The organism is Novipirellula herctigrandis, from assembly GCA_007859835.1.
GTDB classification, from domain to species: domain Bacteria; phylum Planctomycetota; class Planctomycetia; order Pirellulales; family Pirellulaceae; genus Novipirellula_A; species Novipirellula_A herctigrandis.
In genome coordinates this window covers 7,972,853-7,992,152 of sequence record SJPJ01000001.1, presented here as the reverse complement: position 1 = coordinate 7,992,152, position 19,300 = coordinate 7,972,853, and the positions used below count along the sequence as shown (strand labels likewise).

Annotated in this window: 13 protein-coding genes; 6 read left to right on the top strand and 7 right to left on the bottom strand. The window is 52.9% G+C overall.

The genetic code is table 11. From position 1 onward, the window contains the following. Positions 1-200: 200 nt before the first annotated feature. The 3 genes from CA13_RS29090 to CA13_RS29080 form a co-directional block, all read right to left on the bottom strand. Positions 201-3,638: a caspase family protein gene (locus CA13_RS29090; RefSeq protein WP_419194969.1), complete on the bottom strand. Its 3,438-nt coding sequence runs from the start codon at positions 3,636-3,638 to the stop codon at positions 201-203. A gap of 165 nt (positions 3,639-3,803) precedes the next feature. Beyond that, the gene (locus tag CA13_RS29085) at positions 3,804-5,897 is read right to left on the bottom strand and encodes a serine/threonine protein kinase (RefSeq protein ID WP_146402641.1); all 2,094 of its coding nucleotides are present in this window, start codon (positions 5,895-5,897) and stop codon (positions 3,804-3,806) included. Next, positions 5,894-6,475, bottom strand: coding sequence for an RNA polymerase sigma factor (locus tag CA13_RS29080; protein ID WP_146402639.1), 582 nt, complete (start codon positions 6,473-6,475; stop codon positions 5,894-5,896). Before CA13_RS29080 ends, CA13_RS29085 begins: the two co-directional genes overlap by 4 nt. A gap of 578 nt (positions 6,476-7,053) precedes the next feature. On the opposite strand from CA13_RS29080, the gene CA13_RS29075 reads away from it, so the two are divergent. From CA13_RS29075 to CA13_RS29045, 6 genes are all read left to right on the top strand, one after another. Further along, the gene (locus CA13_RS29075; protein ID WP_146402638.1) at positions 7,054-8,163 is read left to right on the top strand and encodes a hypothetical protein; all 1,110 of its coding nucleotides are present in this window, start codon (positions 7,054-7,056) and stop codon (positions 8,161-8,163) included. Positions 8,164-8,276: 113 nt separating this feature from the next. Beyond that, a complete protein-coding gene (locus CA13_RS35830; RefSeq protein ID WP_419194968.1) occupies positions 8,277-9,437 on the top strand; it encodes a hypothetical protein in 1,161 nt (386 codons plus the stop codon). Between the two features lie 420 nt (positions 9,438-9,857). Next, positions 9,858-10,247, top strand: a complete 390-nt coding sequence (locus CA13_RS29060) for a hypothetical protein (RefSeq protein WP_146402634.1) — start codon at positions 9,858-9,860, stop codon at positions 10,245-10,247. A 257-nt stretch (positions 10,248-10,504) separates the two neighbouring features. After that, entirely contained in the window at positions 10,505-11,371 is an 867-nt protein-coding gene (locus CA13_RS29055) for a hypothetical protein (protein WP_146402632.1), read from the top strand. 321 nt (positions 11,372-11,692) lie between these two features. Continuing rightward, on the top strand, positions 11,693-14,899 hold the full coding sequence (locus tag CA13_RS29050) for a CHAT domain-containing protein (protein ID WP_146402630.1): 3,207 nt from the start codon (positions 11,693-11,695) through the stop codon (positions 14,897-14,899). A 37-nt stretch (positions 14,900-14,936) separates the two neighbouring features. Continuing rightward, positions 14,937-17,171: a caspase family protein gene (locus CA13_RS29045; RefSeq protein WP_146402628.1), complete on the top strand. Its 2,235-nt coding sequence runs from the start codon at positions 14,937-14,939 to the stop codon at positions 17,169-17,171. A 480-nt stretch (positions 17,172-17,651) separates the two neighbouring features. Here the strand turns inward: CA13_RS29045 and CA13_RS29040 are convergent, their stop codons facing one another. The 4 genes from CA13_RS29040 to CA13_RS35825 form a co-directional block, all read right to left on the bottom strand. Then, complete coding sequence (locus CA13_RS29040; RefSeq protein ID WP_146402626.1) at positions 17,652-18,044, bottom strand: hypothetical protein; 393 nt, start codon at positions 18,042-18,044, stop codon at positions 17,652-17,654. Positions 18,045-18,137: 93 nt separating this feature from the next. Next, positions 18,138-18,497, bottom strand: coding sequence for a winged helix-turn-helix domain-containing protein (locus CA13_RS29035; protein ID WP_146402624.1), 360 nt, complete (start codon positions 18,495-18,497; stop codon positions 18,138-18,140). 309 nt (positions 18,498-18,806) lie between these two features. Continuing rightward, positions 18,807-19,133 carry a hypothetical protein gene (locus CA13_RS29030; protein ID WP_146402622.1) on the bottom strand — a complete coding sequence of 109 codons (327 nt, stop codon included), beginning with the start codon at positions 19,131-19,133 and terminating at the stop codon, positions 18,807-18,809. Positions 19,134-19,167: 34 nt separating this feature from the next. Further along, the coding region (locus CA13_RS35825) for a DUF4357 domain-containing protein (RefSeq protein WP_419195173.1) at positions 19,168-19,300 on the bottom strand (133 nt) is incomplete at its 5' end.

The window sequence follows — 19,300 nt, the reverse complement described above, 5'->3', positions numbered from 1 at the left end:
CCTGGTCTGCGAGTGCGTTTGATCGAAATCGACAAACTGCCTTCGAATTCAGAGTCGTTCTCGAAAGACGTTAAACGAAATGATGCCAGCAGAGAGGGAATAGAATAGTCGAAAAACAGTCAAAGCTTGGAACATCAATTCCATGCTCAGTTCAAGACAAAGTTTCGACGTTTCATAGCGATACATTTACCGCAATAATCTTATTCTGTCCCGTCAGCCTTGCTGTCCGCGGCGGCAGTAAAGCCTCGAGGCAACATAAAGGGGCATTGGCCCTGTATCGCGACTGGTTTGGCAACCGTGACACTATCCGAGACCGTATCCGCCAAAAAGATGCCTGAACTCAAGTTGCGTACCGGATCTTTCCAGCGGAGATCGATTTCTAAATGTTCAGTTCCATTGCCGTTTCGCACTCGCTCGCGATTATCCACAAGCCATCGATTTAACTGACCAAGGATCTCGCCCGGCAGCGTCAACTGGTCCGTCCCGTAACACGCCGCCTGGATGCTCGCGAAATCGTAGATACCTTCCAACGGGAACGCTTTGCTTGTTCCACGAGGTAAATCCAAAAGCAAATAGCATTCACCATCAAGCACGTATGTCGCCAGGATCGGTTGACTATCATCGGGCTTCATGTAACGTGCACCGGTTGTCGCTTCGGCTTGAATCTCCAGCAAATCCAGTACATGTTTTCGCCCTGGAATCCCCAACTTGGCTCGCATGACCGAATCGTAATAGGGACGCAAGTAAGCCTTGGACTCACTTTGTGCTAAAACATCATCGAAACGGTACGAGGCGAGTGCCAAGCGGCAGAACGACAATAACAGATCGGAATCCTCCGCAATCGTAAAACGATTGGAATTCGGCGAGTGTTCCAACAAAATCTTGGATGCGAATAACAAAATCTCAAGTTGATCGCGATGTGGATGTTGGCCAAGTACATCACGGCTATCCAAAATTGCTGTGCGCAAATCAATAGCGGGTTGGTCACAGGCAACCGTTTCGTCGTTGAAGCAAGCTTTTTGATTCAGCACCGCAACCATGGGCGTTGCCAATTTCCCCAAAGCCCAGTACAGCCCCGTTGCAATTCGTGCTTGATCATCCACTTCAAACAGAGTATCGGCTCGTTTGCACATTTCGACAGCCATCTCGGTATCTTGAACTTCCGAAGGCAACGCAAGTGCGAGCGCAGTTTTGTAAAGTAAAACGGCTTCAAGCTGACGACGTTCGACACCGGCAATCTGATAAACCAGACTACGCGATCGCCGATAGTCATCAATCGCTTCCTTTAAATCGATGTATTCAGGATCGCCGAACAAATTGCAGTCACCTAGTCGCTCTTGCGTATTGATCGACCGTACAACGTACATTCGAGTCAGCGTGTCGGTGGCGATTCCTTGCATCAGATCCGAAAAAGTCGCTTCGACGTGGCGGGCAAGCGAACGATAATTTTGAGAAGCATTGTAGGTGTCACCCCGAAAACGTTGTGCCATCGCGATGCCGTGCAGGTTATGTAGGTACGCGAGTTTTGACGCAAAGTCATCCGAATGGTGAAATGCGGTAAAGGTTTTCAGGCTACGGAACGCCTTCTGAGCCGCAGGATGTTGATTGTTGCCTAACGTAGGTTTGTCGACCAGTGACGTATCGGTTGCGTCGTCCTCATCATCTTCTCTTTCGCTGCGGAACAAGTTTGCCAAAATCTCATTGGATCTCTCAAACGACTGCTTTGCCTCGAGCATTTTCCATTGAATGATTTGCGCCCAGGCTCGATTGCGATGGACTTGTGCGGCAAAGTAACTGTCAGACGCGAACGGTTGTGTTAAATCAAGAGCGTCGTCAAGAAGTTGATTTGCTCCTTTCCAACGATTGATCCGCAAATAAGCGCTTGCTTCGCGGCACATAATCGACATGCGAAAAACAGCACCGGCGTCACGTTCTTCAGTCAATGTACGAATGCCAGACTCCGCTTCACGGAATTTGTCAGCGGCCTCATGAGCTTTGCCCATTCCACCAAGCAACAGTTCGCCGTGGTCGGCACAGCACAGCGCCGACGAAATTCGGAAGCGAGTGTTTCCGGATTTCCTCAGTTTGTTGTATGCCGTTTCGGCCTTACGATAATTGTCGTGTGCATCGTCGCTTCGTTTTAAAGCGTGTTGAACGATTGCTAACAAATGAAGGTCTTCTGGCAACATTGGTTCGGCGTTGCTTGGGGTGAACGCGTCCTGCGACTCACCCAACATTTGAGCCTCTAGTTCATCGCAAATCGTTTGCAGTGAATCTCGGAATTTGTTAGTTCCTTGAGTCGTCAGCAACAGTTTATAGTAACGTTTCGTTGATTCACGATAGGAGTCTTTTACATCGAACGCTTTCTCGGCAGCGAGCCGCAGCGCAAGTTCGTCAATGTGTTGGTCGTTGACGGTGCCACGAGCCGTATTTGATTCCGCAATCTGTTGCAGAATCAAAGTCCGCACGGCGGGTATGAACCAGGGTCGTTCGTTGAACCACCAGTCGCCGTGGCGGCTAGTCATTGCATTCAACAAATTCCGATCGCCAGTTTTGACTCGAAATTGATCGAACGAAACATCCGCGGGCCAGAATGAAAACTCGCCGTCGGTGGCAATCAGATTTCGGCATTCTGGTTTCTGTGTCGCGACGTCAAAGGTAGTGGAAACATATGACGCCAATTTCGTTGTTCCAATCGCATCCGAACGCCGACCGTTAGCAGGTAGACGTGTCAAACCGTCGATAAAGGCTGCAGTGAACGGCGAGTGTCCTTGGTTCAATCGGCCTGCGTCGAGTGCAACCTGTGTCGCTCGGCAGGATGCCATTGCTTGAAACGCCGGGACTCTCTGTAAACCTTTGTCGCTGCGGTCTTGATGACTCGGCGGCTGGAAATTGTTGTTAAAGACATCACCCGAGTAACAGTGGTCGAGGACCACCAGTTTATGTTTGGCGGGACAGTCCTCCAAGCGTCGAACGAGATCTTCTTGCAATCGCAAGTGGCCTGACACCGGTGCTCCCCCAGCAAGGTGAACGTCGTGTGCAAGAAACGAAGTGCCGCGACTTGACCGCACACCGTGGCCTGAGAAAAAGACGAATACGCAATCATCGGGCGATACTTTTCCCACGTCACACAATGATCCCAGCGCCGTATCGATCGCAGCTTTTGACGCATCCGCTTCGATCAACTCGATTACATTTTCTTGGTCGTAGGCGTAATACTGTTTCAATGTTGCCGAGATTCCTTGAGCATCTTTGACAGCGTTGCTGAGCGTTGGCAATGCGGCGGCGTTCTTGGCTGAACTAGCGCGTTCGTCTTCGCGATCAGCATAGTCAATTCCGACGATCAAAGCCCACTTCTTGCGATACACCGGTGACAAAGCAGTCGGTGCCATCCGCCGATCGCCTCGCGCAACACCTTCGGTGACGGTCGTTTCAGATTCTTTTTCAGCATGGTTGTCCGTGGCGGTTTGCTCGTCACCGATTGAATCAGCTCTCGGGGCATTGAGCGCGAGACTGGTCGGTGCGGGTTTTGCCGAAAATGATTGCGATGGTGGCGCATCATCGGCCACAGCAAACGAGGTGGAAACAAACAGCATGCAGACCAATGACGCGAGGATCATCGTGGCGATTGTCTTCATTTGCGGTTTTCGATCTAACTCCGATTGAGAATTATCCCAATTGCGAACTTCCCAATTGTGGATTTTCCCAGCCATTGTTTCGAGGAAAATCGGGGTGATTATGAGGCCATCCCGGTGGCAGCTGTTGCTAAAGCTAAATATTGAATTGCACATTGCGGGTGCCTTCTAGATTTCGGATAAGCTTGAGTCGTCCGTGCGTTTGCGTGCTTCCGTGCGTTCCATTGTGTTGTGGTCTTGATGAGGAAATGCGATTGCTTCGAGGGCAATCTCATGTTGCTGAAGCTCGGTTGCCAAGGAATGGACAAAATCGCGAACGGTTTCATCGCCAGGATCCATTTCAACTGCTCCGCCTAGATCACGCGAGTTTGCGGCCAATTGCGATTCGAGCGGATGCTCGGACACGTTAGCCCGCGTCGCCTGCTGGGCGAATTGATCATTCCAAATGGAGCGATCGTCGATGGCTCCATCATAGCTGCCACGGAAAACACGTGAGACAAAAGGAAACAAATCCTCCGATTTCTGCCCCTGAAAACCTCGCAGCACCGCGTCAATCACACCGCAATCGTCCCCAATTGCCAGCCCAATGACCTCGGTACCGACGTTTCCCACCAGCGGAAGCGCTTGGGAACCGCTTTCCGGGAAACTAAATTCCGCGTGCTCGCGGTTCTTTCTTAGTTTGCGCAGCACCTGAACTTGGCCGGCTGGGCTGATTGAAAACAAGACTCCGGCGCGCGAGGAATCCAGTTCGCCCCTGATTCGGATCTTGTCGCCAGTACGAACGACTTGGTTCGTTTCGGTAACCGGTTCAAAATTGCCGTCGGCGTGTTGTACGAAAACCGAAAGCAACTCCTCGCTTTCACTTGGCCCAATGACAGAGTCGATGGTGTTTGGCAATAGTAACGATGCCAACAACAGTACCATCGCCGCTAGGCCAACGAGCGCCGCAAGCGGATAGAACCGTCGCGTCGATTTTAACGAGTTGGGGGTTGCGATACGCTGCAGATCATCTGCAAGCTCGTTCATCGTGCGGTATCTAGCCGCCGGGTTGGTCGACAAAGCCTTGTTCATCATTACCTTCATCGCATCGCTAGCCGACGACTGATTCACTAAGGCACGGTCCCATGAACACGATTTGATATTCGAGATCTCTCTGACGGCGACGCCTTGATAGGGCGGTCGACCAACGATGCCCATCATCAAAGTTGCTCCGAGACCAAAGACGTCGGTGGCGTTACTGAGGGTCTCTGAATCGCCGCTGGCCTGCTCGGGCGACATGTAGGCGAGTGTGCCGCGAATCATCCCCTTGTTGTCGCCAAACGAGCTCGACGCGCTCTTGGCGACCGCCAAACCAAAATCGACAACGGTTGGCTTTTGTTGCCGGTCGATGATAATATTCTGAGGTTTCAGATCCAGATGCAGTGTACCGGCATCGTGAGCGTAACCAATTGCCTTGGCGACTTCGGCAATCACAACAGCAACTTGCATCTCGTCTGGCCGACGCGATTGAATCCATTGATCAAACGTCACACCCTCAATATAACGGCTGACGATATAGCGTCGTCCATTTAAGTCACCGGTGTCGATGACGGGTGCCAAATTTGGATGATCCAAGTTGGCACTGATCACCGCTTCAGCTTGACAATACAGCGTACCGGGCAATGCGCCTCGCGCGGGTTCCAACTTGATCACAACGTCTCGTTTCAGCGCCGGATCGTGCGCCCGATAGACGCTCGCTTGTGCTCCCTTGCCAACGCGATTGATCACCGTATAGCGACCGATTCGCGCTGGGATGTTCGTTTGAAAATTCGACGTGGCCAATGCAGCCTCCGTTGCCGATCCCCCATATTCAAAGATCGTGGATTCGGCGTGAACATCGTCATCGCAGTCATCGCACTCCATATCCGACATTGCTTCATCGAGTAGCAATTGTTGGCGCAGCGAATCTGCATACTTAGCGTGTTTGCTGATGATCGTATCCACATGAAGCTTCTGACCGCTTTGTTTGCGGATCACGTATTCGCCGTAGACCAAATCAACCACCAAATCTTCGTTCGAATCATGCAGCAAAGCTAGATAATCGTCCGCGCTGAACGATTCGCCTAATAATGCTCGATGCTCCATGTCTCTCCAACACGCTTCCACCCATGGTTCGGAGCCTGTCTCGAAAGCACTTGGGTGGTTAGCAGCGGCGTCTTGTTGATCGGCAAACTGGCTGCTACGGCTGTTTCCGTTTTCCAACGGTTGATGTGACTCGTTCATGCTAGCGATCCGATCTTTTTCGCAGCCGCCTCGATTGAACGCATCACACGTTTTCGCATTGCTTCGCCTGTTGTTCCACAGCGAGTAGCAATCTCCGCCCAATCAGTGCCCTCCATGCGCGCGTCGATCAACTCCCGTTCTTCCTCGGTTAAATGTCCTCGGAATTTTTCCAACAATTCTTTGTCCGCCAGGACACTGCTGGGTGATCGACTGGCATCGGACGTTTGTTCGAGCAGCATCCCACCATCGGCTTCGACTGCTCCGATGTCACGTTTATCGGCCTGGTTATAGCGCGCTTTATCGATCAATTTGTTCTTCGCCATCGTCATCAGAAGGGCTCGAAGTTGGTCCGGAGACTGTGGGCACACAGTTTCTCTCTTGAGATCAACGAAGAACTTGGCAAAAACGGACTGACAAATATCCACCGATTCGATCAAACGCCGCATTCGCGAGGTTCGCAGCCGAACACGAACATACCGCCGAATCTCTGTTTCGTATTCAGCAACAAGCTGGCTAGCGGCAAGCCCATCGCCTTTCTTTAACTTACGGATCAGGTCGTCAAATTCTGTGTCGATCATCACTTCTACTTAACTGGGCGACGCTTCGAATTTCGTCATTTCGGAGTAGGTAGATCTGAGTGGGTAGAGAGCTGCAACTAAGCAGATAGACATCAACCATTTGCCACAACTCGTTTACCGGCGAGTGGCAGACGACCGTCTGTTGCCGCATTCACTAGCAGCAATGATTCGTAGCGAAACCAAGTCAAGATCGTTTGGCAGCGCAAGCATAAACTGGGCAGATGACTCGCACGCTCTCGATTCCGAAACGGGAGACGATTTGAGGGTAAAGCTCGAAAACCGACTACTCCAAGCCACGGAAGTGGAAAAAAATCCCATTGTTGCGTGACAACTTGTCGCACCCCCTCCTGTGGCCTGTTATCCTATCATCACGCTGGCTCGATTGCAACTCGCTCGAGTTGTGCGGCGAATTCCGGTGAATTGAGTGGCCTTCACGACATGATTCACAATTTTATTTTGCATCAATCGACCGAAACAGGAACAAAAATCACGGAAAAGCTGTCCGTAAATCCATTTCATTTCGTTCGAAACGATGTTGGCCAATTCCGGCCCTTTCACTCCATGCGAGGAACCCAAGTATGAAACGAACACTCTATTGCAAGTTCATCGGCAGGATGTCCCTGTCCGCTGCCTTTGCTGTTACTGGCGCTATGGTTCAGTTGGGGCATGCCGATCAGGCAGTTGCCGATACGACCTCAACGGCTACGGCCACAGACGCCCAAAATGAGAACGGGGTATCAAAGTTTTACGACGCCGACTTCGACGAACATGTCGATGTACGAGTTTTTGGCGTAGCATTTAGCAATCTGGACGCCAGATTGATGACCGACGTTGCGTTGCAACTCCGCGAAGCAGAGAAAGTGCTCGGTCGCAAACACAAGATGATGACATCCGACCAAATGCTGCAATTCGCGGCAAAAATGGCTTCGGAAAGTAAAGACGCTGAGACGCTCGAGCGACTGACGCGGGTGGCAAAAGCATCAAGCAATTCCGAGCGAGCGGATGAGTTGTCGCAAATGGCAAGCTTGGCCGCCAATTCACGAGACATGCGAAACGATGCGATGTTTTCGGCGATGGATGTGGAACGAGGGGCTTTGGCGGCGTTTGCCAACTTGCTGCTACAAATTCGCGATGCCGAGCTTTCAGGGGACAAATCAACTCTAGATAGTCTTCGCAAAGCCACCGAGAATCTCGAATCGCTTCGTGACACGCAGCGAAATCGATTGTATGGCCTGATCGACGACGCCGAAGATTTGGTTGGGGGCGGCAATAAAGACCAAACCTCTGATTTGCTGCGTTCACTTTCCGGCAACTCGCGAGACTTTTCCGCTGGCACGCAGATGCCGCAGACCGAAGCGATGGTCCAAGTTGCGACGCCGCAGGAAGACACAGCGGCCATGGTCATTGACGGCGGCCAAGGTTACGTGCCACCGCCCAGCAGAAATGTCTCTTATGCCGCTGGCGGCATGAATTACCTGATGACTCCATCGGGCGCCGTTGTCCAAACGCATGGGCGACTGGGGACAATCTTGTTCCAACCAGGCGACGTCATCATCTCATTGGGCGGCGTACCGATGGGGCGTGGCCGCAGCGTTGATAGCGGCGTCAACTCGGGATACATCACCGGCAATCGCTCCGTGGTTGTTCGCGATCGCAATTCGGGTCGTGTCCTGACGGTGTTCTTTTAACGGAGTTCTTTTAAACGTGTCATTGCCTGGGACCATTGTCCTGAGCAGCAGGTCGTTGAGCGGCCAGCAAGCAATTTACCCAATACAACATTTCAATGAGAACGATAGTAACGATGAAAACAAAATTATTCGCAACTTGTTTGCTACTGATTGCGGTAGCAGGCCCCGTACGTGGCGACGACGCTGCGGCAAATCAGGGCATCGACAAAGCGGCCGTTGATGCGGCTGTCGAAACGATCGGTGTCACTGATGACCCGATCTTTGCACAGTATGTTGACCTCAGTGGTCTGGCGGCCGCATGGACTTATTTGGACGCCGATGCGATGGCCGATATGGGCATCGGTCTAGCCCACGCCGAGCGGATTTTGTTCCGTAAACATCCGGCGATCGAATCCAAGGATTTGCTGAAAATCGCGGTACGGACGGCTAGCGTGACCAACAAACCCGAAGTGCTGAAAAAGCTGGGTGAGTTCGCGGAGAGCCAGGACAACGAAGCCCTGTCGGAGCAGGTCGAACTAGCCTCGCAATTGGCCGGGGCTTCACGGGCAGTAGCCCCCATGCTGTCGCTTGACAATGTTACGCTCGGAGCGTTCATCGCCTACAAGCAGGCTCAGCATGATCTTGATGCTGCACTGGTTTTTGGCAGCGTAGACATGATGAAAGAGCTTGGGGAGCAAGTGGCCGTGTGGCAAAAGAAAGATCCGGCGATCTGGAATGACTTGTATCAGCACATTACCGAAGAAGTTGAAACGATGGAGGCTCTCGGAGCTCCCAGTCGCGGTGGACCAGATGACGTAGCGGATGCTACCGAGTCACTGAACCAGTTGACGGCGGTATCACGGTGGGGTGGCCAAGGCTTCGGTGGTGGTGGTGGTGGGCAACCTAACTACGGCGGTGGTGGGCAACCTAACTACGGCGGTGGTGGGCAACCTAACTACGGCGGCGGTAGGCAACCAAACTATGGCCGTGGAGGCTGGCAGCCAGGCTACGGTGGTGGCAGCATGACTAACCAACAAACCAATATCCAAAGTTGGCAACAGCAACAGATCCAACCGACACGGCCGGGAGCGGTCGTTGTTGGTGGTTTGTTGAGTGGTCTAGGCCACGGGCTTGGTCAAAAGAACCCGCAAAAGAACGCCGTTGCTTCTGGTTTGTTACAAGGCCTGGGAGCCGGATTCATTGGTTCGGCGGGAACCTCCATCACAACGCAAGGCGGGGTCAACATCAACCAGCGAGGCCAGACCCAAAACTGGGGCGGTGGCGGAATGTTCTGATTCTCAGGACGCACACACGCTGTCCGTTAATTCGCTCCGGCTGTCGACATTTCGTCGATAGCCAATTCTTTCCGCTATTTAGATTGTCGTCGCGATTGTCCCAGTCGGGTTCATGCTTAGGCAACCCAGCTGGGGCCAACCGCAGCTACGGTGGGCCCAAAAGCGGTGGGCCCAAAAGCGGTGGGCCCAAAAGCGGTGGGCCCAAAAGCGGTGGGCCCAAAAGTCATGGTGAATTCCGCTGCCGCCATGCGAACAATTTTTTTTGTCCAACCGATGCGGTTTTTTCGTTAACTCTTTTGTAGCCGGCACAAACAGTCAGTCCGGCCAATCCGGCAAAGTCAAACCGTCACCTCCTGAAACGTCTTGTTATCACTTTGCCAAACACAAAATCTCACATTTTCTCCTTAAAGGACCCCAACAATGAAACGTCTCCTACTTGTCATCGCTGTTGCATTGACCACCACCTGTCTGATCAGCGAAACCACCCAAGCACAATGGAGTAACTCGAGCACAACGTCATCGAGCAGTAGCTACTCGAAATCTTGGGGCAGCAGCCAAGGCATTGGCCCCAACGGCTACTACAACAACAACTTCTCGACCGAGGAATCCAAGGGCTCGGTCACTCAAAACAACAGTTACACCAACCCTTGGGGCGGTGGAAACACGGGATCCACCCAAAACTGGGGGTCGAAGAAGACATCGTTCAACAACTCCGGCGCAACACCCTGGGGCGGCGCATACAACAACAGTGGCGGCTCGTTCAACTCGTTCAATAACGGACAGACCTGGAATAATAATTTTAGGTGGTAAACAAGCGAAGCCACCCATGCGAGTCTCTTCGGAGACTCGCGATCGGGCCGCGTCTCACAAAGGCCGCGTCTCACAAAGGCCGCGTCCCACAAAGGCCGCGTCCCACAAAGGCACTACGAAATCGAACGACCTTGCGCAAGCTTTAACCGCTTGCCTATTGGACCGCGAATAGCTGAGGCAGGCGGCCCAGTGGGCCGGCGGTTCATCAATAACACACGACAGTTATCCCGCTGACACGAAAACGAAGGAACAATCAGATGAAACAAATACTCTCGATCGTCATGTTAGCCGGACTGACCGGTATCGTCTTTGCCACCGACCCACCAACCGAAGAAAAGGACGACGATGGCAACCGCAGTTGGTCACAAAGCTATTCCCACAGTTGGGGCGACGCGCCACCGACGAGCAATTGGGGACAGATGGCTCCGAATTTACAGCCACCTACAAACATGGGCCCAGTCGTACCCCCGAACCTGAATCAAGGCTTTTACCCCGGTTGGAATATGCCCATGCAAGGATTCCCGAATCAGAGCTTTTCAAGTTCGTCCCACACAAACTCAATGTCGATCAGTGGCACCAGCGTGCTGTCGTCACTTGCCAACTTGCAGCTTTCGACTGGAACAAAAATCCGCATCACCGAAGAAGCCTCCGCGTTGCTGAGCAGCAGCACTCGCAAGGTGACGCTTTCCGAGGTGAACAAGACGCCGATCGAATTGGCCGCGATAATCCTTGAGGGGACCGATTGCACGGCCAGCAAAATTGACAATCAGCTCATCATTACTGCGGAAGGCGAAAGGTTAAGGAAGAACCAACTGGATTCAGCAACCAAGTCATTAAGTAAGTTAATCGTCGCTATGGCGATGGAACGGCCAATCACTCTGACAATGCAACAAACTCCGTTGCCATTTGTCGTGCAGATGTTGCAGGGTATGTCGGGTGTGCGTATCGAGTTGCCAACCGAAAATCGCAGTTTCTTTTACACGCCCCAACCAATGGTCAGTGTCGACGCCAACCGTACGCCGTTAGGTGATGTGCTCGTCTCGATCGCCGAACAGATTAACGCCACTATCGAAGTGGAAGGTGGCGTGATTGAATTGCGTTCGAAGAAATTGCAGGAGCGTTAAGTGCTACCTTCACGCTCACAGAGCTCCGCCTAGGCGACAATCGGCCGGCGACGGAGACATCGGGGAAGGGGCGCAACACGCCGCCCTTCCTGGCAAGGTATTTTTCCCATCGCACCTCTCCAAGTTCCTTTTCGGGGTTCCTTTTCGGGGTTCCTTTTCGGGGTTCCTTTTCGGGGTTCCTTTGAGGGGTTCCTTTGAGGGGTTCCTTTGAGGGGTTCCTTTGAGGGGTTCCTTTGAGGGGTTCCTTTGAGGGACGGTGAACCCCACATTTCAACGTCCGCTAAGAAGCTACACAAACAACAATAAGCTACCACACTTGATATGAAAAAGCACTTCACCACAACCGTCTGCATCGGTCTCTTCTTCGCTGTTGGGGTATTCGCCACGGTTGCTGCAGTTGCACAGCAGAACGCATCCGAGCTGCAACAATTACAAGGTCCATCGCGAACGATCACTGACGAACAGCTCACCCGCAAAACGCGTGCTTTTCATGGTCAACAGGGCACCGTCGCTGCTACGGAGTTGCCAAAACAGATATCGATCGTTTTGAGCGACGACGATATTACCGTTACTCATGCGGCGGACTCCGCTGCGGCAATCACGTTCGAACGTTCCTATAAAGGGGAAACGCTTAAACTGTCCGGCGGCGACCCGGCACTGATCGCAGCCACGCGAGGGAGCGGGGGCAACGTGCCGGCCAATGAGACGCTGGCCGTCGCTCAATCTCCTGTTAGCTTGGACCAATTGCTTGGCCAGTCAATGTTCCGCGGCACATCCATGTTGACTCCGGCCCCAGGATCAAGATTACTTTCAGGTAAAGCAACCTTTCGCAGAGTCAGCGACGATGGACAACCACTGCAAAGCGTTTCCGTCGACGTTCGTAACGGTAGACGATCTGTGTTGCAATTCACAATCGACGACGACACCGAAACGATTCGCTGGGACGACATCAAAGCGTTGCCCAAATCGCTTTCGGACGGCTTGCCTGCTGGACAATACAACCTGCAAATTGATGGCAAACCGTCGGGGACATTTGTTGTCGAAGATATTGAGATGGTTGATTGGATCAACGAACCGATCGATGCGATGGCGGATCTTACCAAACCACAACCGGGAACCGCGACGATCTTTCATATCGAATCACTGATCTCGTGGCTTGACGAGATGGGCCAACCTGCACCCTATCTTTGCGACGCACTCGATTTAATTGAATCGATCGACCCGCCTACGCCCTATTCCCAATCAATTCGCCGACGTGTGTTGGCAAAACTGGGCCAACAGACTCCCGGCGATCAAGCGAAAGCGGAAGTCGGAATTGAATCGATTGACAATATCCGAGCACTGATCGCGGCTGGCCGATGGACCGATGCGATTGAGTCGGCCAATGCGATTGTCAACGACGCAGAGTCAAACGACACTCGCACGCTCGGTCTCGCGCAATTGTACTCTTCAGTTGCTCAAGGCCAATCCTCAGTCGATTCGATCTACAGCAGCGATATCACGCGGCAATCTTTTCTGGACTCCATGAAGACGATCGGCGACGAAAACCCAGCGGACGCCTTTCGTGCCCACAACAACTTTGCAAACTACTTGTCGGGTAAAGCTCAGTCACGAATCTACAATTACGCGCTGCAATCGGCAGCCGATCTGGACAGCCCGCTACTCACAGCACTGTGGTATTGGGGACAAGCCAAGACGGAATATGCCACAGCGGCCAAGTTAGCCGATGGCATGTCGCCACAAGACCGAGCCGCTTTGTCGCTCAATCAAGCACGCCTGTATTCAACCATGGGCGACTTTATTCGCAACCTGCGATCAAGGGATCCTGGGTTGAAAAAGATTCTGGAACATGCCGATTCAATCGTCCAGCAGTTGGCAACCGAGGCTTCCAAACCAAGCGACGGTGAACCGACGGTGCGTGCATCTGCTTTTGAAACATTGGCGAACTTGGCTTATCGGGTAGAGGATTCCGAGAAGTCGAAGCAACTGCTCACCAAAGCAATCGAAGCTTATCAAGCCGCCGGTTCTTTATCGGGACTAGCCAGTACAAATCGAACGTTGGGTCTGATTGCTGCAAACTCCGATGCCAGCGACGATGCAATTGCCCACATGATGATTGCAAAGAACATCAGTGAACTACTGCGTCAACAAGTCGCGTTAAACGAATCCGGCAATGATCGCGCGGGTTACTTTGCAAAGTATGCCTATACCAACGAACGACTAATCGAACTGTTGATTGATTCAGACGATGCCTATGCGGCGTTGGAGGTAGCCGAGATGTCAAAGGCACGGACCTTCGAAGATCTGTTGAAACGCCGTGATGATGCGTCAAAGGAAGACATTTCGGTTTGGGATGAAGTGATGCCGACGCTTGACGAAGCCCTTGATATCGTCGATGACGACACTTTAGTTGTCGAGTTTTACGTTGGCGGTCGATATGTGTTTGCGTTTGTGGTGCAAAGGGGGGAAGTAACGGCGCATCGACTCGAAAACGAAGATGGAAAGCCCTTGGTCGCGAGCGAGTTCATCGGACGTGTCGCAGAATTTCTCTCTGGCATGCAAGGACGCGCACGACGGATGATCGTGGAGGCTAGAACGGCGAACGGATTTGACAAGAGTTGGCAACACAAGTTGCATCAGTTCTATCTTGAGTTGATCCCAAAGTCTGCACGTGAATCGCTCGCCGAAACAACGCATCTAGTCGTGATACCTCATCACATTTTGCACTATTTCCCATTCGCCGCGTTGGTTACCGAAGTGGACGATCAAGAGTTGTCGCGTTTTCAATTGCCGCAACCTAAATTCCTAGTCGAATATGATTTGGATATTACCGCCGCACCATCGCTACGAACGTTCGCCTACATGATCGAGGGCCGTTCGAACGTGACCGGTGCGAATGCGATTGGAATTTCAGAATTTGATGGTGCGCCACGGTTGCCGGGTGTCGAAACAGATCTTGCCAACTACCAAGAGGTGTTCGGCAAGCGAATTGGCAAGATGGTGAGGACCAAACCAATTACCGAATCACAAATCGTTTCGGTAATGAACGAGCCATCCTTATTGTTCATCGGCACGCATGGACAAAACGAAGCGGACCGTCCGCTGGTCAGTTTCCTGCTATGCGATTCAGACCAAAATTCCGACGGAATGTTGACGGCATATGAACTCTTTGGTGCAGAAATACAAGCTGACGCGATCGTGATGAGTGCGTGTTTTTCGGGGTTGGCCGACCGATCACCGTTGCCCGGCGACGACTTGTTTGGACTTCAACGTGCAATGCTGCAGGCTGGTAGTCGCTCGATCGTCTCTGGACTTTGGGATGTCTACGACGACACCGCACCGATGCTGATGAAATCAACGATGGCGCATTTTGCCAGCGGCAATCCGATGCGCAGTTCATTAGCCAATGCCCAGCGTGATTTCTTGGCGGATCGAAAGACCAAAGGCCCCAAAGATCTTTGGATTCACCCGTATTTTTGGGCCGTCTATAACTGCAGCGGATCGGGACACACGACGATGACAGAGTAGTTCGCCATTGAGACACATTGAAAGCCACGGAAACAACATGCGTTACATCATTTGCCGATTGGTGTCACTGATCGTCAGTTGTGTTCTGACGACAACCGCCAATGCCGACCCATCACTGCGTATGGCGTTGCTGGTTGGGGTGAGCGAATACCCGAACTTGCCTCCGAGTAGTCAACTGAAAGGCACGGAGAACGATGTTCGCTTGGTTCAGCAAATTTTGAAAGAGCGGTTCGCGTTTCGTGACCAGGACATTCGGGTATTAAAGGGAGTCGAGGCCACCGGTAGTGCCATTCGTGAGGCAATGGCGGATCTTGCCACAGCGGTCGAAGCATTGCCGCCCGATAGCCAACCCGCTCAGGTCTTCTTTCACTTTAGCGGACACGGTGGACAGCTGCCGGATCAAAACGGCGACAATCGAGATGAGAGCGACGGACTGGATGAAACACTGGTCCCGTCGGATGCAACCATGATCGGTGGTGACGAGGATATTCGCGATGACGAATTGAATCGGTTTGCTCATCAGATATGCCGACAAGGCAAAGCGAAACTTTGGATCGTGATGGATTGTTGTCACAGCGGCACCGGCACGCGCAGTGTTAAAAAAGCAGGCGTTGCTGGCTTAGTCGGCTATCGAGCTTTAAACCGAAAGCTGGAGCCGACCGAAGGACCACTCTCACCAGTCGCCAAAACACTCCCCCGCGGTGCAATCGCATTGTACGCTTGCCGTGATCAAGAACTTGAGCCCGAGTACACCGATGGTGAAAACACTTACGGTCTATTAACTCGGTTTATGACTCAGGTTTTAGCCGACAGCCAAACTGGATCCGGATTCAGTTACGCGGTTCTGCGTGACGCAATCGCCGCCCGATATCGCCAAGATCGCCAAGTCGGTATCTCGGCACCGGTGCCACAGCTTGAGGGATCGGCTGAACTTTTGGACGCAGGAATACTTGGCGATGCCGGATCGGATTCGCCGCGTTGTTGGAAAATCATAGCCAATTCCTCAGCCGGAACTTTGCTCGCAGGTGCCTTCCACGGCATGACCAAGGACACAATCCTGGAATTGTATGAGTCGCCCGAAGCGATCCAGTGGACGAGGAGCGATACCAATGAAACCGGTGACACGAGCGGACAATCGCTCGGGTTCGTTCGGGTCACGGATGTCGAGGCCGCTTCCTGTTCGGTTGAATTGGTGACTTGGAGCCGTGATCAATGGAAATCCGCTCGCTGGCCGCGAACCATGAAATCGGCATTCGCCGTGTCGAGGTTCACTGGTCAAGGCGATTTCGACCTGCGTGTCCAAGTGATCGATGTTTCGACACCGGACCAGCCCGTTGTGCTTCAAGGTCATCAATGTCCTGAATCGATTCGGCGATTATTCGTTGGTAGCGATTCGGAGTCTGGGGATTCGGAGTCTGGGGATTCGGAATTCAAGGTTCCCCATTGGCTGAAACTCGTTGAAACGACTGCGGATGCTGACGTTGTGTTGAAAATTGCCGGTAATCAGCTTGCCGCGTTTCAGGCATCCGGCCATCTGTATTTTTCGGCTGAGGATTCCGAAAAGCAGTCTCCGCTGGTTGGTGGATGGGGGCCAATCTCGCTCACGGATTCCGACGCAGCACAACAAACCCAAGAACTAATGCGCCGCATCGTCAAAGCTCGCAATTTGCTTCGCATCGCCGGTCGTGACAACGCCGGTGGCAAGAACCCGATCCATGTTGAACTAGAGTTGCTGCGCTACGCACCGGAGAGCAACGGTCCTGAATCGCAACCTTGGCCCAACTCGACACCAGAGAAAAGCCCCCCCGCTTACGTGATGAACAGTGGCGACTACTACTACTATCGAATCACGAACCAATCGAATTCAGATCAGACCGTTCACGTAACGATTCTGCATGTCACATCCGACATGGGTATTGAGCAGGTGCTGCCGTATCAAGAGGGGACGACGATGCACGGGTTGGATGAGTGTCAGTTGCGTCCAGGTGAGAGTCGGGTGGAGGGACCATTCATGTGCAATGGAGAGCCGCCGGCAAGTTTCGGACCGCGTCATGCGATTGTGCTCGCGACGACTCAGCCGAACTTTTTCTACATGCTCAATCAGCCAAATCTGCCCAAATTCCGAAATGTCGGCAACAGCTCGCTGGCGGATCTATTAATGGAAGGAGCCTATTTCAAAACTCGTTCGCGCCGACGTCCCGTTTCGCTTTACGACGACTCTTGGGGTTCCGCCGTTCTGCAGTGGGTTGTTGCACCGACGCCTCAACCGTAGGGCGGCAGACGCACGTACTAGCCGACGCAATCACAGACGAAGTAAGACACATCTGGATGCAATTCGGAGCGGAGGCTGACGAAACCAGCCCGTCCGCTAGCGGAGCCAGCAGCAGCGTCATCAACAAAGGCAGTCGCATTTCCGTTTTCCTAACAACGCTCAACTAGCCAGCGAGTTTGCGGACAGAACTTTTTGCTTCGCGAACATTGACAACACGTCCTGTGTTTGGAAGGCACTGCTACCTGGATTACTCAACTCAATGCGTGTTCCTATTCCACGCGTCAGATCAGAAAACGTTGCAACTCCAACTCGCATGCTCGTCGTGCACCAACCTGTCGCGTCTTCCACTGGGGCTGAGATTTGAACTGATCTTCTGGTCTGCAATCGCCGCGTCCCACATGCAGGGGGGGCGACTTTCCCGGTTGATTCACACGACGCAAAGGACCGCTGATAAACAAGTTCCGCCACTGAAGGCACGACTTACGTGCAGGCAGGGTCTTTAGCGAGACGCTCACGACCAACATCAGTCAGCCAGAATCCGTTGCGTGCACGCCCTTTACTCTCAACCTTACGTGTTGCAACAATATTCAATCCCAGCAGAGAATGCCCTTCGTCGTCCGCCCAATAGCCGTCGGGATAACCATCATCGCCTTTTCCTTTTCCCTCATGCTTTTCTCGCGCGCATGGATCGGCAGAACCAATCCACGACGTCAATTCTTGCTGGTAACCAATAGGAATGTCGCGGCCGTGCTTGGCCCGCAGGTCGGCGTACAACGCGTGCAGGGCTTCTTGGCCCAACGACGCGGCTTCGGTTTCGTCGGCCGCGTCGACTAGGACGTAGCGGGCCAGGGTAGCGACGTAGAACGTCTTCATGGTTCGGTCCTCTTGGTAGGTGCGAAATCGAGAAACCGCGAAGGGTTTTGAAAAGACCTTCGCGGTGGGGGTCAGCGCCAGCGGGCGGTTCGCTTACGCGTTGGTGAACCGGCCGGGCGCTGCCTTCTTGAAGCGGGCGTCTTTGCCCTTTCGCATGTCGCGGAGGATCGCGGCGTACAGGGTCGCGTCAGGCGTCTTGCCGCCTGGGGAAGCCCAGAGCTTCGCCTTCGCCATCGCTTCGACCATTTCTTTGCAAGACATCGGTTTGCGGCTTCTCTTCAAAACCGTCAGGGCCGCGTCGATCTGGCTGATCTTTTTCTTGGCGGCTGGTTTCGCTGCTGCCTTCTTCGTGGCGGGCTTCTTCGCGGTCGTCTTCTTGGTAGCCGGTCTCTTTGCCGAAGTCTTCTTGGCGGCAGCGGTCTTGGTCGCGGTGGTGGTTTTCTTCGTAGCCATGTTTGTGTTCCCGTTGTTGGGGTTTCGATTTTTCCGCGTTGGCCACCGTGGCCAACGGGACCACACAGTTACCTCTGTCTCGAAAACACATCCAGCGCCGTCAGGCGGTTATTCGCAGAATTGTTTCGCGTGCCGAAAAACGCGGGGAAACGTTGGCCACGGATAAAAGAAATGCCCGCGACGAGGCCCCACAAAGGCGACGTCGCGGGCATGTTGGCTGGTTCGGTAGATAGATAGATGGGTTGGTTAGCGTTGCGACATGCCGTCGTAGTGAATAGCCGCGAAGTTGGCAAATGCCTTTGACAACTTTCATTTGCCCGAATCGCTCGCCCCAGATTCGTCGTTCAAGTATTCGTTCACTAGATGTCCGCCGAATAACGAAACCGCTTCTAGACTGGCGAGCCCTTCCGCAAGGAAGCGATATGCCTCTCTAACCTGATACACACCATTGTGTCCGCAGTAGGCTACTTTAAACTTCTTGCCAACGACCTTCAGGCTTTCTTTATCCATTCCCTCATCCTCGCGAGCCTTCGCCGGTTCGATCCACGGCAATGCCTTGATCACGTCGTACATCTTTTGCGAGACGAAAAAAGTATTGAACCGGTCAACCTTGTCGTAGTCCAAACGCAAACTCATTTCTTCATGTCCTGTGTTGGCTGGTAGATTATCGTTACGTGTCTTCGTCCGTCTCTTCCGTTGTTATCGAATCGCGATGCACTTCGCTGAGCGTTGCTCCGTTTTTGTCTTTCCATTCAACCCAACCGTTCGCGTTTCGGCCTAGGACGACCGCTGCTGCGGTACTT